We start from the raw sequence: 13141 nt of genomic DNA, 5'->3' as shown, positions 1-13141 counted from the left end.
TCGAAACGGGGGGCCCATGAGCCGGGACATCGACAAGGACTTCGCCGACTGGCTGGCGCCGCATCTGTCGATGCTGTACCGGACGGCGCGCGCCTTCGCCGATCCCGCCGATCACAGCGACCTGCTGCAGGAGATGATCCTGGCGCTGTGGAAGGCCCGGCCAAGGTTCCGCGCCGAGAGCGCGACAGGCACCTTCGCCCACCGCGTGGCGCACAACGCCGCCCTCACCTGGCGACGGGGCGAGGCGCGCCGGCGGCTGCGCGGCGTCGCGATCGAGGCCGAGCTCGTCAAGCGCGAGGCCGGGACCGATCCGCAGGGCGAACTGCTGGAACGGCTCTACGCCGCCATCCGCCAGCTGCCGCCGGTGGACCGATCCCTGATCCTGCTGTCGCTGGACGGCCTCTCCTACGCCGAGATCGCCCGCCTGCACGGCCTGTCGGAAACCAATGTCGGGGCGCGGCTGACGCGCATCCGCCAACGCGTCGCCAGCCTCGTGGAGGAGGCCGATCATGGAGTTTGAACGTCTCGAAGCCGCCTGGCGGTCGCCCGCCAACACGCCCGACGACAAGGCCCGGGCCTATCTGATGGAGATCCTGATGCGCACTCTGAAAGCTCGCCGCCGGGGCGAGACCCTGCTGTTCGCCGTCCCCGCCACCGCCATGACGATCTTCACCGTCATCATGGTCCGAACGATCGCGGCGGGCCGCATGGACGTGGCCCGCGAATGGGGCGCCCTGGCGATGATGGCGGTGTGCTGGCTGGTGTTGCTGGGCGTGTTCGTCGCGGGCGTGCTGCTGCGCCATCGCCGCGAGCCCGGAGAGTCAGCGGTCCTCGACACGCTCAAGGCCATGCTGGCCTCCAACCGCCGCGCGCGGACCAACATGAAGATCTTCTGGATGATGCTGCCGGTGTTCCTGGTTCCGATGGTGATCGGGGTCGGCCAGCTTCAAGAGGTGGGCAAGGCGACGGAGCGCAACAGCTGGCAGATGCTGCTGGTGTTCGGCGTGGCCCTGATCGCCAGCGTCGGCTGGAACGCCGCCCGCTACCACTGGGTGATGAAGCCCGAGCAACGGCGGCTGGAGGCGTTGCTGGAGGAATATGAGGGCTAGACGCCCACCGCCGCCAGCGCCCTGGCCTGCCGCTCGGCCACGGCCTCTTCCGAGAAGCCTTCGAGCGACGCCTCGAACAGCGCCTTCCAATTGTGCCGCGCGCCCAGGTGCAGGAAGGCCGCGCCCAGGCCGATGGCGGCGCGGTCCATGAACACGAACTCGCGCGGGATGGTCACGCCGCCGACCGCCTTCAGGGCCTGGCGCACCTTGAAGGCCTCGCGGCGGCCATACTCGCCAGGTGGGACATCGTCGGCGACCGTGCGGACACGATCGTCCAGCAGCGGCCCATAGATGAAGCGAGCCCAGACATTGAGCGTGTCGACCAGTTCGTCCGTCAGCCCCGTAAAGCCCCAGGTGCGATAGGCCTCGATCTGCTCGGCGCGGTCGTCGTTCGACAGGGCCCGATAGAGCCGCACCACCCCGGCCACGAACTTAGGCGGGAAGATGCGGATGCAGCCGAAGTCCAGCAGGTTCAGGTGCGACGCGCCCTCTCCGGCGAAGGTGTAGTTTCCGAGATGCGGGTCGCCGTGGATGATGCCCAGGTGGGTCATCGGGCTCCACCAGGCCTCGAACAGCAGGGCGGCGATGTGGTCGCGGACCTCCTGCGGCGCGGTCTTGAAGGCCAGCAGCCCCTGACCGTCCAGCCAGGTCATCGACAGCAGGCGCCCGGTGGACAGCTCCGGCACGGGGGTGGGCGTACGGATCGTCTCGCGGCCCGCGAAGAAGTTTGCGTAGAGAGCCATCAGCTTGGCCTCACGGCCGTAGTCCAGCTCCTCGCGCAGACGATCGCCGATCTCGACGATCATCTCCGACGGATCGATCGAGCCGTCCATCCGCTTGAAGAGGTTGATCAGCGCGCGCAGCTGGCCGAGGTCGCTTTCGACCGCGCTCTGCATGTCCGGATATTGCAGCTTCACGGCCAGGGCCCGGCCGTCGTGGGTCGTGGCGCGGTGCACCTGCCCCAGCGAGGCGGCCGCGGCGGCCTCGTGCTCGAAGCTGGCGAACTTGGTCTGCCAGTCCGCGCCCAGCTCGGCCGCCATCCGCCGCCGCACGAACGGCCAGCCCATGGCCGGCGCGTTGGTCTGCAGCTCGGCCAGCTCCTTGGCGAACTCGGGCGGCAAGAGGTCCGGCACCGTGGCGAACATCTGCGCCGCCTTCATCAGCGGCCCCTTGAGGCCGCCCAGCGCCGCCTTCAGCGCCTTGGCGTTGCGGGCGTCGGCCTCGTCGCCGCCGAACATCCGGTTGGCGCCATACGACACCGCCGCGCCCGACAAGCCCGCGCCCACCTTGGCGAAGCGCGAGAGCCGGCCGGAAAGCCGGTCGCGTTCGGGGTCGCGGATGTCGTCGGCCATCAGGTCACCAAAGCCTCGAATTCGTCGACCAGCCGTTCCAGCTGGGCGCAGCCGGCGGCCCAGAACGCCTTGTCGCGAGGGTTCAGACCGAACGGCTTCAAGGCCTCTACATAGGTACGCGTGCCCCCCGCGGCGAGCAGCTCCTCGTAGAGCGGCGCGAACGCCGCCGGATCTTCGCGACGCTTCTCCATCAGTCCGCGCACCAGCAGATCCCCGAACGCATAGGCGTAGACGTAGAAGGGCGCGTGGCAGAAGTGGCTGACATAGGCCCAGTAGTGCTCATAGCCGTCGTTCAGCTTCACGGCGGGCCCAAGGCTTTCGCCCATCACGTCCAGCCACAGGACCCCGATCTGGTCAGGCGACAGCTCGCCCTCCAGCCGCGCCTCATGGAAGCGGCGCTCAAAGCGGTGGAAGGCGATCTGGCGGACGACGGTGTTGAGCCCGTCCTCGATCTTGCCGGCCAGCAGGCCCTTGCGGTCCTCGGGCGAAGTCTCGGCCAGCAGGCGGTCGAAAACCAGGCCCTCGCCGAAGATCGACGCCGTCTCGGCCAGGGTCAGGGGCGTATCGGCCAGCAGGGTGCCGAGCGGCTGGCACAGGGTCTGGTGGACCGCGTGGCCCAGCTCATGCGCCAGGGTCAGCACGTCCCGCCGCTCGCCCATGTAGTTCATGAACACGAACGGGTGGCGATCGGCGGTGACCGGGTGGGCGAAGGCGCCCGACTGCTTGCCCGGACGCGGCCTTGCATCAATCCAGGGTCGGTCGAAGAACACGCGGGCCGCGTCAGCGAACTTCGGCGCCAGATCCTGGAAGCTCTCCAGCACCATGCCCTTGGCCTCGTCCCAGGCGTAGGCGCGCGGAGCGGCGGCGGTCAGGGGCGCGTTGCGGTCCCAGTAGTCCAGCGTCTTCAGGCCCATGACCTTGGCCTTCAGGGCGTAGTAGCGGTGCGACAGGCGCGGATAGGCCTCGACCACCGCCTGCTCCAGAGCGTCCACCGCCTCGCCGTCGACCTCGTTGGCCAGGTGGCGCGACTGGGCGGGCGTCTCGTAGCGCCGCCAGCGATCCTCGACCTGCTTTTCGAAGGCCAGGGTGTTCAGCGCCAGGGCCTGGGTGGAAGCGCGGTCTTCCAGCGCCTTGGCCAGGCCGTCGGCGGCGGCCTTACGGCGCGCGACATCGGGGTCGGACAGGCGGTTCAGCGCCTCGGACAAGGTCAGGCTCTCGTCGCCGACGCTGGCGGTGAGCTTGGCCAGGGTCTCGTCCCACAGGCGCACCCAGTTGGCGACGGCCGGGGCCTTGTCGACGATGAAGCGCTCCAGCTCCGGCGACAGCTCGTGCGGCCGCGACAGGCGCACGCGGCGCAGCCACGGCGCCCAGCGGGCGGCCTCGGGATGGGCGTCCAGCGCCTTGGCGATCTCGCCGTCCTCTAGCTGGTTCAGCTCCAGCGTGAAGAACAGGCTCTCGGCGGCGATCTGAGAGGAGCGAGCCCGCAGGTCGGCCTCGAACTTGGCCCAGGCCGGATCGTCCCGCGCCACGGAAGCCGCAAGGGCGGCGTAGGCGCCGACGCCCCACAGGCCGTTGGTCGCCTGCTCATAGAGCGTGATCCCGCGATCCAGCAGGACGCCCAGGCGCTGGGGCTCCTTGCGGGCCTCCAGGAACATGCCCTCCAGCGACGCCAGCTCGTCATTGGCGGCCCTGGCGGCGGAGAGGTCGGTCTCGATGCGCGGATCGTCGCGGCCGACATAAAGGTCGGCCAGGTTCCATTCGGGCGGAGCGTCGGGCTTGAAGGGCGCGTTCATGGCTCAGCAGATAGGCCTCCGCCCCCCGCCCGCGCAATGCGTCAAACGTGCGGATGGCGTTTCTTGACGGCGGTCGGCGCCACGGTCTTCCAAGCTCCGCGCAGCAGGCCCTCCAGCTCGTCGGCCTCGATCGCCTCGAGGCGCACCAGCACGGCGGGATAGTTCCGGTAGTGGTCGTCGGTGAAGAAGCGGTCGGGCGCGGCCTCCAGCAGCATGGCCTTGGTCTCCTTGGCGCAGCGGACGGCCAGAACCCCGGGAACGAGCACGCGCGCGGCCTTGGGGGCGGGACGCGCCACATAGCCCCAGGCCAGGCCCTTGCCCCCGACCTCGAAACCGACCTGTCCCGTCTCGCCGGTTCCGCCGGCGACCTCCGGCAGGGCCATCGCGAGCTTGGCCGCGGCTTCCATGTCCATCACGCACGCTCCCCGCGTAAGACCCTGTTAAGCCTAAACCTTAAGGTTCGCGACACCTCTCCGAAAGCCGGTGTTTACCCCGTGAGTGTATCACTCTGAACCAACAAGAGCCTCGCTCCACGTGGGCGTGGCCGGTTCTGGTGGATGTGCCCAATGACCAAGACGGTGCTGGTCGTCGATGACGACCCGACCCAACGTCGATTGATTCAGGCGGTGCTCGAGCGCGACGGTTTCGCGGTCTCGCACGCCGACAGCGGCGACGCGGCGATCGCGCACCTGACCTCGGGCGCGCCCGCCGACGTGGTGCTGCTGGACCTGGTCATGCCCGGCCTTTCGGGCCAGGACGCGCTGAAGGAAATGCGCGCCCGCGGCTTTTCCCAACCCGTCATCGTTCTGACCGCCAGCGGCGGCGTCGACACCGTGGTCAAGGCCATGCAGGCCGGGGCCAGCGACTTCTTCATCAAGCCGGCCAGCCCGGAGCGCATCACCGTCTCGATCCGCAACGTCCTGTCGATGGGCGACCTGAAGGGCGAGGTCGAGCGGCTGACCAAGCGCGCGGTCGGCAAGACCACCTTCTCGGACCTGATCGGCGCCTCGCCGGCCATGAGCCTGGTCAAGCGCATGGGCGAACGCGCGGCCAAGAGCGCCATCCCCGTTCTGATCACCGGCGAAAGCGGCGTCGGCAAGGAGCTGATCGCTCGCGCGGTGCACGGCTCGTCCGACCGCGCCGGCAAGCCGTTCGTGGCCGTCAACTGCGGCGCCATCCCCGAGAACCTCGTGGAGTCGATCCTGTTCGGCCACGAGAAGGGCAGCTTCACCGGCGCCACCGACAAGCACCTGGGCAAGTTCAAGGAAGCCGACGGCGGCACCCTGTTCCTCGACGAAGTCGGCGAACTTCCGCTGGACGTGCAGGTCAAGCTGCTGCGCGCCCTGCAGGAAGGCGAGATCGACCCGATCGGCTCCAAGCGCTCGCTCAAGGTCGACGTCCGGATCGTCTCGGCGACCAACCGCGACCTGGCCCAGGCCGTTTCGGCCGGCCGTTTCCGCGAAGACCTCTACTACCGCCTGAACGTCTTCCCGATCGAGGCCCCGTCCCTGCGCGAGCGGCGCGAGGACATCCCCGCCCTGGTCGAGGCCTTCATCCGTCGCTTCAACGTCGAGGAAGGCAAGCGCGTCATCGGCGCCGCCCCCGAGACGATGCGACTGCTGGCCGCCTTCGACTGGCCGGGCAACGTCCGCCAGCTGGAGAACGCGGTCTATCGCGCCATCGTCCTCTCCGACGCGCCCTATCTGCAGCCCTACGACTTCCCGGCCATTTCGGGCCAGGCCGCGCCGGCGGAGCCCGCCGCGCCGACCCCGACCGCCGCCGCCATGCTGCAAGCCGCGCACGCCGCCATGGCCGCGCCCGCGGCCGACGCGCCGGTCCGCATCCTGGACGAACGGGGCCACCTGAGAACCCTGGAAGAGATCGAACGCGACCTGATCCAGCACGCCATCGACGTCTATGCCGGCCACATGAGCGAGGTGGCTCGCCGCCTCGGCATTGGCCGCTCGACCCTCTATCGCAAGGTTCGCGAGCAGGGCATCGAGGTCGACCTGAAGGAAGCCGGCTGAGCCATGCGCCCCACCGACACCGAACAAGCGCCGCAAGGCCGCGCGCCCGCGCCGCTGATGATCTTCCGCCCCGTCTCCCGGGAACAGCGGCTGAAAAGCCTGCTGAAGCCAGCGCGGCCGGCGGGCAAGCTCCCGCGCCGCTGAGGCGGGCCATTCGTTCCGATCTTTCCGGCGAGTGCCGGACCAGATCTTATGGCGCCGAAGCGACGTAAAAAAGCGCCCGTGATCCTGCCGGGACACGGGCGTTCTCGCATCGGGGCCCCGGCGTTCGCCGGGGAGGTCAGCCTATGTGTCGCTTCCCAGGAGGCGCTCTGAGTCGCCCTAGTGCCCCGCCGCCACGCTGAGGCGTTCTTCTTCCTCGGCTTCGGCGCTAGACGCTTCGGCGTGGGTCAGGTCCAGGCGGATCCAGCCAGGACCCGAGCGACGCGTCAGGCCCTCGGACGCCATCGCTTCCAGCTCCCGTCCAACCGCCGTCGGCGTCACCGGACGGCTCCAACGATGGTCCAGCTGGCGAGCGATCTCGGATTCGGTGAGGCCGGGCGACTGGCCCAGGGCCATCAGGATCATGTCGCGGGTGGTGCGGCCGCGGCGACCCCGACGGCTGGGCTGCGGCGCGGCGAAGGCCGCCGGCTCACCCGACGACAACCGCTCGGCCATGCCGGCCTGCTTCAGGGCGTCGAGCGCCAGCACGATGGCGCGCAGTTCGCTCTCGAACGGCGCCTGGGCGCGTCGCTGCGCCTCGATCATACGGTTCTCGAGCTCCGACTTGCGGCGCATCAGCATCTGATAGGTGGTCGCCATGGTCCCTAATCCGCTGAATGGCAGGGTTCGCTCGGCGCCGTGCCGGGCCCGCGGACCCGTGCGCATCGAGGGCGGGCCGCCGTGAGCGCACGACCCGGAACCCCACGTCCATTAAGACTTTAACCCATTACAATCGTTTGTATTTTCGGCCCGTATGATTACCAAGGCCTTAACGATAAAGGGCGAACAGGGGTTTTTGGTAAGCCTTCGGGACATTATCCCGAGTAGATTCGGAAAAATCATCACCCGCTATGCGGGTTATGGCCAAGCTCCGCGGGATGTCGATCACTCATCCGCGTCCGAAGGCGCGGTCTCGCGTCGGGCGGCGCGTCCGAAGCCACCGCCCCGACGCATCGGCTTGCGGCCGCCCTTGCCGCCCTCCTTCTCCTGGGAGCTGTCGCCCTTGGCCTTGGCGACGATTTCCCTGAGCTTGATGGCCTGGTTGCCCGACAGGGCCTGGCCCCGCGCGCCTTTTTCGGGATCGGCGAACGCGCGACCGTAGGTCTCGACGCGCTCGGCGACACTGGTCAGGAACTCGCCCTCCCATTCGGAGAGCTCGACGCCCGACTTCTCGGCCGCGCGGCGGGCGCGCTTCAAGGCGTTCAGCGCCGCCCGCTTGGCTTGCTCTTTCGGATTGGGCGGCTTGGCGCGCATGTCGAGAGACTAGTCCCGCCCCGCGCGCCGACACACCCGAAAAACGAGCGACTTAGATCTCGCCGATGGCCGACAGATAGAGGTCGAGGATCGCGTCCTCTTCCTGGCGCTTGGCGCGGTCCTGCTTGCGCAGGCGGACGACCTTCTTGAGGATCTTGACGTCGAAGCCGTTGCCCTTGGCCTCGGCGTAGACTTCCTTCATCTGCTCCATGATCTCGGTCTTTTCGACCTCGAGGCGCTCGACGCGCTCGATGATCGACTTCAGCTGGGTCTGGGCGGTGGAGTTCAGGACGTCGGCGTGGGGAATGGCGTCGTCGGCCATGGGGCGTCTCGCGGAAAGGCTGGAAATCGGAGGCGCGGAACCTAGTTCGAAGCCGCGCCGCTGGGAAGCGCGATTCAGCGGCCGTCCACACGTCCTCGCGCGATCTCGGCCAGGGCCGCCAGGTCGAGGCCCTGGTCCTCTCCGTCGAGCAGCACTTCCAGGCTCGCCTCGGCCAGGTCGGCCAGTGGCATCGACAGCCCCTTGGCCTCGGCGGCGTCCAGCACGAGGCGCACATCCTTGAGGCCCAGTTCCGCGGCGAAGCCCGGCGGGGTGTAGCGGCGCTCGGCGATCATGCCGCCATAGATCTTGTAGATCGGCGCGGCGAACAGGGTGCTGCTCAGCATATCCAGCAGTTCGGGCGCTGGGACGCCATAGGCCTCGCCCAACGCCACCGCTTCGCCCATCGACTCGATGGCCGAGACGATCATGAAGTTGCCGGCCAGCTTCAGGGCGCTGGCGCGGACCGGGTCCTCGCCGAGCGGCCAGACCTTGGCGGCCAGCATCTTGAGCACCGGCATGGCGGTCGCGACGGCGTCGGGCGCCCCGGCGGCCAGCACGTTGAGCCCGCCGGCCTGGGCGACGGGCGGGCGACCGAACACCGGAGAGGCGACATAGCCCAGGCCCAACTCGGCGTGCAGCGCGGCCAGCTCGCCGGCCAGGGCGGTCGAGATCGTGGCGAGATTGACGTGGACCACGCCCTTGGGCGCGCGGGCCAGAGCGCCGCTGTCGACCAGAACCTCGCGCATCGCCTGATCGTGAGCCAGCATCGACAGCACGATGTCGGCCTTGAGGGCCTCGTCGACGTCGGCGGCGGGAATCGCGCCCTCGGCGGCCAGCTCGTCGACCATGGCGCGCGAGCGGTTCCAGACCGTCACGGTCACGCCCTTGCCCAGCAGATTGCGGACCATGGCCGCGCCCATGGCGCCGAGGCCGATCATCGAGACGTTCATGGAGAGGCTCCGCATCGCTACATCGCGCCCCAGATAGGCGTCTTCTTCCCAACACGCCACGGCGCGGCGGGAAACCGTCTTCAGATCAGGCCGTGCGCCTCGACCGCGCCGCGCAGCCGCGCCGGGTCGGTGAAGTGGTGGGTGTGGAAGCCCAAGGCGTCGGCGGCGGCGATATTGGCGGCGCTGTCGTCGATGAACAGCAGGTCGCCGGCCGACAGACCCGTCCGCGCCAGTACGATCTCGTAGATCCGCCGATCGGGCTTGATGACCTTCTCGTCGCCCGAGACGATCGCGTCGCGGAACAGGCCAAAGTGATCCGGAGAAATAGCCTGCACGGCGGGCCACTTGCTCTGAGGCATGTTGGTCAGGGCGAACTGGGGAACATCGCGGGCGGCCAAGGCCTCGATCACGACGGCGGTCTCAGGAACCGGTCCCGACAGCATCTCGTCGAAGCGTTCGTCCCAGGCGCGGATCTCGGCGGCGTGCTCGGGAAAGCGCGCGATCAGCGGCGCGGCGTTCTCGGCGAAGTCGACGCCGCGGTCATGGGCGACGTGCCAATCGAGGGTGCAGACATGCGAAAGGAACCGGTCGAGATCGGCCGGTTCCTTGAAGATCTTCGCGTAGAGTGCGCGGGGATCCCAGCGCACGATGACATTGCCCACATCCCAGAGAACGGCTCTGGGACGCACGGCAGCCGTCATCAGCCCTGCTTGGCCTTGAAGCGCGGGTCGGTCTTGTTGATGATGTAGATGACGCCCTTGCGGCGGACCATCTTGCAGTCGCGGTGGCGACCCTTCAGCGACTTCAGCGAGCTGCGAACCTTCATGACCGTCTCTGTACTCAGCGGAGAGGTTCGGGCGCGCCAAGAGAGCGGCCGGAACATCCGGGTGTTTCGGAGGCGGTGCGTATAAGTGCGACGGGCTCTTGAGTCAATGCGTTCCAAGGCTCTGACGCGCGTTTGAGGGAACTTACCCCAGCCCGCGCGCTTGTGATTGAACCCACTGTCCGAACGCCGGTAGCTTCCCCGCATGGCTCTTGATCGTCGCGTCTTTCTCGTCCTGTTGCTCGCCGGCTGCGCGGAGACCGCTCCGCACCCGCAGATGACCCACCCGCCGGCGCCCAAACCCGCGTCGCAACCGCAAACACCCCAGACGCCGTCGACGACACCCGCCATCCCGCAGACGCAGGTCGACGCGGAGACCCAGGCCTTCGACGCCTGGCTGGCGGACTTCCGTCCCCGCGCCATCGCGGCCGGTGTCTCGCCGCAGGTCTTCGATCGCGAGCTCTCCGGCGTCACACCCAATCCCAGAGTCATCAGTCTGGACAGCCGGCAGCCGGAGTTCTCCAAGCCCGTGGGCGCCTATATCGCCGGCGTGATCAGCGACGACCGCATCGCGATCGGCCGCGCCAAGCGCGAGCAACTGGCCTTTCTGCCGCAGATCGAGGCGCGCTATGGCGTCCCGCGCGACATCTTGCTGGCCGTCTGGGCCATGGAGTCGGCGTTCGGCAAGCTGCAGGGCGATTTCGACGTCGTCCGCTCGATGGCCAGCCTCGCCGCCGACGGGCGCCGCCGCGCATGGGCCGAGGGCGAACTGATCGCCGCCCTGAAGATCATCGAGTCGGGCGAGGACACCCGCGAGCAGCTGAAGGGCTCGTGGGCCGGGGCCATGGGCCAGACCCAGTTCCTCCCTTCCAGCTACCGCGCCACGGCGGTCGATTTCGACGGCGACGGCCGGCGCGACATCTGGGGCTCGGACGCCGATTCTCTGGCCTCGGCCGCCAACCTGCTGGTCAAGGGCGGGTGGAAGCCGGGCGTCGGCTGGGCCAAGGAAGTGATCCTGCCGGCCGGCTTCGACTATTCGCTGGCGGAAGGCCCGCGCGAGATTCCGGCCTGGTGGGAAGAGAAGGGCGTGCGGCGCGCCGACGGCCTGCCCTGGACCGCCGCAGACGCCGCTCAGCCGGCGGGCCTCATCCTGCCGGCGGGGGCGGCCGGCCCCGCTTTCCTGGCGCTGCCGAACCACTTCGCCATCCGGACCTACAACAACTCGACATCCTACGCGCTGGGCATCGGCCTGCTGGCGGACCGCTTCGGCGGCGGCGGACCGCTGGTCACGCCCTGGCCGCAGGAAACGGCGCTGTCGCTGTCGGATCGGATGGCCGCCCAGATCGCCCTCGCCCGCGTCGGCTTCAATCCCGGCCCCGCCGACGGCGTGATCGGCGCCAACACCCGCAAGGCCCTGCGCGCCTGGCAGCAGAGCCAGCAACTGCCCGCCGACGGCTATCTGTCCAGCGACATGGTCGCCCGCCTGAAGGCCCAGGCCGGGATCACGCCGTAGCGATCTCCATCCAGATCGAACGGCTTTCGCCGGGCTGCAGAACCACCATGCCCGTGTCGCCCTCGCCGAAGGGATTGGGCCGGCTGGCGCACGGCTCGACGCACAGGAAGTCCTCGCCCGGCGGCACATAGACGTGCAACCAGCGGCACTCGGGCGAGGCGGTGATCACCGTGTCCGGCCGACCCGGCGCGCGAAGCACCGCTCGCTGGTCCCAGCCGGTGTAGCAATGGTCGATCAGCCCATGGCCCTCGACGGGCGCGCCGGCGGCCCAGTCGGCCTCCCACGCCCCCGGATGATGGATGGTCGGCAGGACATCGGTGTCGATCAGCCACACGCCGTCATTGGCCGCCGTGAGCGTCTCGCCCTGACGGCGCGGGAAATAAGGATGGAAGCCCAGGCCCGCCGGCATCGGCGCGTCGCTCGTGTTGGTCACCGTCAGCTCGAGGCGAAAGCCGGCCTCGCGGACCTGAAGGCGCTGCTCGGCGCGATAGGACCAGGGCCAAGCGTCCGGCGCGTGCTGGTAGGACAACAGCGCCTCGCCGTCGGCGGCCTTCTCGACCGTCCAGGCTGAACGCCAGCCCTGGCCATGCAAGGGGTGCGGATGGCCGGGGAGGTTCGGCGGCAGCACGACCTCGCGCCCTTCGAAGACGAACTGGCCGTGGGGAATGCGATTGCAGAAGGGGACCAGCGGGAAGCTCGCCGTCATCAAGGCGTCGTCCGTGTCCGCCGCGGCGGGCCGCAGCACGTCCCGGCCGTCGACGGTAAAGCGCGCCACCGCGCCTCCGACCTCAGGCGCGAACGTCAGGCGGGCTTGGCCCTTGTCGATGGCGATCATGCGGAGGCTCCCGAAAAAGACGGCGCATCGGTAGGATCATTCGTCTCGTGGGCCAAGCCCGATGGGAGCGCTAGCGGCTCCGCGACGGGCGCCTGGTTCGCTATGGCTAGGCAAGCTGCGCGACATTTCGCCACATGATCGGAGCGCCATATCCCAACGATTTGCGCCCTTCTTGCGAACCATTCGCGCTAAGGTGCGGGTGAGGCAGGCTTTTCGCGATAAGGCTCGGAGATGGCGCGTCTCTCGGAGGTGGAGAGAACTTCGACACCGGTGTCGGAACGCCGCAACAAACGATCGTCTTTCGGCCCAAAAGATGGATATTGCTGCGCCTATCGGGGGGACGGTGGTGTGTCGATGCGGGTGATCTTTTGAGCGCAACAGGCTCGGACAAGACCGTGCTGTTGAGCCTGTATGAGGAAAAGCGGGCCAATCTGGTGCGCTTCTTCGCCGCGCGCCTGAACTCGCGCGCTGAGGCCGAGGATCTGGTTCAGGATCTTTATCTGCGGCTGACGGCGATGGAGGCCGACGCGACGGTGGAGAACCCGTCGGCCCTGCTTCATCGCATCGGTTCGAACCTCATGCTGGATCGTCTGCGTAGTCAGAAGCGCTCCGGCGTGCGCGACCATGACTGGCGCGAGGCCAACACCACCGTTCTGGCGGGCCACGAGGTGGCGGACGAGCCGTCGGCCGACCAGGTCGTTGACGCCCGCCAGCGGCTCAAGGCCCTGGTCGAGGCCGTCGACGACCTCCCCGAAAAGACCCGCCATGCCTTTCAACTGCACAAGCTTGAGGGCCTCAGCCACGCCGAGACAGCGCGTCGCATGGGCATCAGCACCAGCACGGTGGAAAAGCACATAAGCTCGGCCCTAAAGACCCTGACGAGGCGACTGCGTTGATCTATGCATCTGACAATGGAGGGCGAGGCATGGTGGCGACGTCTCTCCCGTGGGGGATGATGGATC

Annotated in this window: 16 protein-coding genes; 6 read left to right on the top strand and 10 right to left on the bottom strand. The window is 68.5% G+C overall.

Annotated features, from left to right (window positions below; genetic code table 11):
• The first annotated feature begins 16 nt into the window (after positions 1-16).
• Positions 17-520: an RNA polymerase sigma factor gene (locus CSEG_RS03045; protein WP_013077796.1), complete on the top strand. Its 504-nt coding sequence runs from the start codon at positions 17-19 to the stop codon at positions 518-520.
• On the top strand, positions 510-1109 hold the full coding sequence (locus CSEG_RS03040; protein ID WP_013077795.1) for a hypothetical protein: 600 nt from the start codon (positions 510-512) through the stop codon (positions 1107-1109). The genes CSEG_RS03045 and CSEG_RS03040 overlap by 11 nt, the downstream gene beginning before the upstream one ends.
• On the opposite strand, the gene CSEG_RS03035 is transcribed toward CSEG_RS03040, so the two are convergent.
• The 3 genes from CSEG_RS03035 to CSEG_RS03025 are packed head-to-tail and all read right to left on the bottom strand — an operon-like array spanning position 1106 to position 4667.
• Positions 1106-2461, bottom strand: a complete 1356-nt coding sequence (locus CSEG_RS03035; RefSeq protein ID WP_013077794.1) for an ABC1 kinase family protein — start codon at positions 2459-2461, stop codon at positions 1106-1108. The two genes, CSEG_RS03040 and CSEG_RS03035, sit on opposite strands and share 4 nt — an antisense overlap.
• Positions 2461-4254 (bottom strand): M3 family oligoendopeptidase, encoded by a 1794-nt coding sequence (locus CSEG_RS03030; RefSeq protein ID WP_013077793.1) that lies wholly within the window; start codon positions 4252-4254, stop codon positions 2461-2463. Before CSEG_RS03030 ends, CSEG_RS03035 begins: the two co-directional genes overlap by 1 nt.
• Before the next feature lie 41 nt (positions 4255-4295).
• A complete protein-coding gene (locus tag CSEG_RS03025; RefSeq protein WP_013077792.1) occupies positions 4296-4667 on the bottom strand; it encodes an MmcQ/YjbR family DNA-binding protein in 372 nt (123 codons plus the stop codon).
• A 153-nt stretch (positions 4668-4820) separates the two neighbouring features.
• Here CSEG_RS03025 and CSEG_RS03020 point away from each other — a divergent pair, with 153 nt between their 5' ends.
• Together CSEG_RS03020 and CSEG_RS23090 are read left to right on the top strand one after the other, a co-directional pair.
• Positions 4821-6281 carry a sigma-54-dependent transcriptional regulator gene (locus CSEG_RS03020; protein ID WP_013077791.1) on the top strand — a complete coding sequence of 487 codons (1461 nt, stop codon included), beginning with the start codon at positions 4821-4823 and terminating at the stop codon, positions 6279-6281.
• Between the two features lie 57 nt (positions 6282-6338).
• Positions 6339-6425, top strand: coding sequence for a hypothetical protein (locus tag CSEG_RS23090; protein WP_041538452.1), 87 nt, complete (start codon positions 6339-6341; stop codon positions 6423-6425).
• A gap of 177 nt (positions 6426-6602) precedes the next feature.
• On the opposite strand, the gene CSEG_RS03010 is transcribed toward CSEG_RS23090, so the two are convergent.
• The 6 genes from CSEG_RS03010 to ykgO form a co-directional block, all read right to left on the bottom strand.
• Positions 6603-7082, bottom strand: coding sequence for a hypothetical protein (locus CSEG_RS03010; RefSeq protein ID WP_013077789.1), 480 nt, complete (start codon positions 7080-7082; stop codon positions 6603-6605).
• A gap of 285 nt (positions 7083-7367) precedes the next feature.
• On the bottom strand, positions 7368-7736 hold the full coding sequence (locus CSEG_RS21430; protein ID WP_013077788.1) for a hypothetical protein: 369 nt from the start codon (positions 7734-7736) through the stop codon (positions 7368-7370).
• 52 nt (positions 7737-7788) lie between these two features.
• On the bottom strand, positions 7789-8058 hold the full coding sequence (gene gapR, locus CSEG_RS03000; RefSeq protein WP_013077787.1) for a nucleoid-associated protein GapR: 270 nt from the start codon (positions 8056-8058) through the stop codon (positions 7789-7791).
• Positions 8059-8132: 74 nt separating this feature from the next.
• A complete protein-coding gene (locus tag CSEG_RS02995) occupies positions 8133-9008 on the bottom strand; it encodes an NAD(P)-dependent oxidoreductase (protein ID WP_013077786.1) in 876 nt (291 codons plus the stop codon).
• A gap of 80 nt (positions 9009-9088) precedes the next feature.
• Complete coding sequence (locus CSEG_RS02990; protein WP_013077785.1) at positions 9089-9709, bottom strand: HAD family hydrolase; 621 nt, start codon at positions 9707-9709, stop codon at positions 9089-9091.
• Entirely contained in the window at positions 9709-9834 is a 126-nt protein-coding gene (ykgO, locus tag CSEG_RS02985) for a type B 50S ribosomal protein L36 (protein WP_004616427.1), read from the bottom strand. The genes CSEG_RS02990 and ykgO overlap by 1 nt, the downstream gene beginning before the upstream one ends.
• Positions 9835-10036: 202 nt before the next feature.
• Between ykgO and CSEG_RS02980 the strand changes: the two genes are divergently transcribed.
• On the top strand, positions 10037-11344 hold the full coding sequence (locus CSEG_RS02980; protein ID WP_013077784.1) for a lytic murein transglycosylase: 1308 nt from the start codon (positions 10037-10039) through the stop codon (positions 11342-11344).
• On the opposite strand, the gene CSEG_RS02975 is transcribed toward CSEG_RS02980, so the two are convergent.
• Positions 11334-12179: an aldose 1-epimerase gene (locus CSEG_RS02975; protein ID WP_013077783.1), complete on the bottom strand. Its 846-nt coding sequence runs from the start codon at positions 12177-12179 to the stop codon at positions 11334-11336. The two genes, CSEG_RS02980 and CSEG_RS02975, sit on opposite strands and share 11 nt — an antisense overlap.
• Positions 12180-12574: 395 nt before the next feature.
• Between CSEG_RS02975 and CSEG_RS02970 the strand changes: the two genes are divergently transcribed.
• A complete protein-coding gene (locus CSEG_RS02970) occupies positions 12575-13075 on the top strand; it encodes an RNA polymerase sigma factor (RefSeq protein ID WP_013077782.1) in 501 nt (166 codons plus the stop codon).
• Positions 13076-13141 lie beyond the last annotated feature (66 nt).

Source organism: Caulobacter segnis ATCC 21756 (genome assembly GCF_000092285.1).
Taxonomy (GTDB): Bacteria; Pseudomonadota; Alphaproteobacteria; order Caulobacterales; family Caulobacteraceae; genus Caulobacter; species Caulobacter segnis.
Note: the sequence above shows the minus strand (reverse complement) of the source record. Positions and strands in the feature narration are given on the sequence as shown.

Coding starts and splice junctions, on each gene's coding strand:
- CSEG_RS03045 (WP_013077796.1), top strand. CDS start 17: ATGAGCCGGGACATCGACAAGGACTTCGCCGACTGGCTGGCGCCGCAT.
- CSEG_RS03040 (WP_013077795.1), top strand. CDS start 510: ATGGAGTTTGAACGTCTCGAAGCCGCCTGGCGGTCGCCCGCCAACACG.
- CSEG_RS03035 (WP_013077794.1), bottom strand. CDS start 2,461: ATGGCCGACGACATCCGCGACCCCGAACGCGACCGGCTTTCCGGCCGG.
- CSEG_RS03030 (WP_013077793.1), bottom strand. CDS start 4,254: ATGAACGCGCCCTTCAAGCCCGACGCTCCGCCCGAATGGAACCTGGCC.
- CSEG_RS03025 (WP_013077792.1), bottom strand. CDS start 4,667: ATGGACATGGAAGCCGCGGCCAAGCTCGCGATGGCCCTGCCGGAGGTC.
- CSEG_RS03020 (WP_013077791.1), top strand. CDS start 4,821: ATGACCAAGACGGTGCTGGTCGTCGATGACGACCCGACCCAACGTCGA.
- CSEG_RS23090 (WP_041538452.1), top strand. CDS start 6,339: ATGATCTTCCGCCCCGTCTCCCGGGAACAGCGGCTGAAAAGCCTGCTG.
- CSEG_RS03010 (WP_013077789.1), bottom strand. CDS start 7,082: ATGGCGACCACCTATCAGATGCTGATGCGCCGCAAGTCGGAGCTCGAG.
- CSEG_RS21430 (WP_013077788.1), bottom strand. CDS start 7,736: ATGCGCGCCAAGCCGCCCAATCCGAAAGAGCAAGCCAAGCGGGCGGCG.
- gapR (WP_013077787.1), bottom strand. CDS start 8,058: ATGGCCGACGACGCCATTCCCCACGCCGACGTCCTGAACTCCACCGCC.
- CSEG_RS02995 (WP_013077786.1), bottom strand. CDS start 9,008: ATGAACGTCTCGATGATCGGCCTCGGCGCCATGGGCGCGGCCATGGTC.
- CSEG_RS02990 (WP_013077785.1), bottom strand. CDS start 9,709: ATGACGGCTGCCGTGCGTCCCAGAGCCGTTCTCTGGGATGTGGGCAAT.
- ykgO (WP_004616427.1), bottom strand. CDS start 9,834: ATGAAGGTTCGCAGCTCGCTGAAGTCGCTGAAGGGTCGCCACCGCGAC.
- CSEG_RS02980 (WP_013077784.1), top strand. CDS start 10,037: ATGGCTCTTGATCGTCGCGTCTTTCTCGTCCTGTTGCTCGCCGGCTGC.
- CSEG_RS02975 (WP_013077783.1), bottom strand. CDS start 12,179: ATGATCGCCATCGACAAGGGCCAAGCCCGCCTGACGTTCGCGCCTGAG.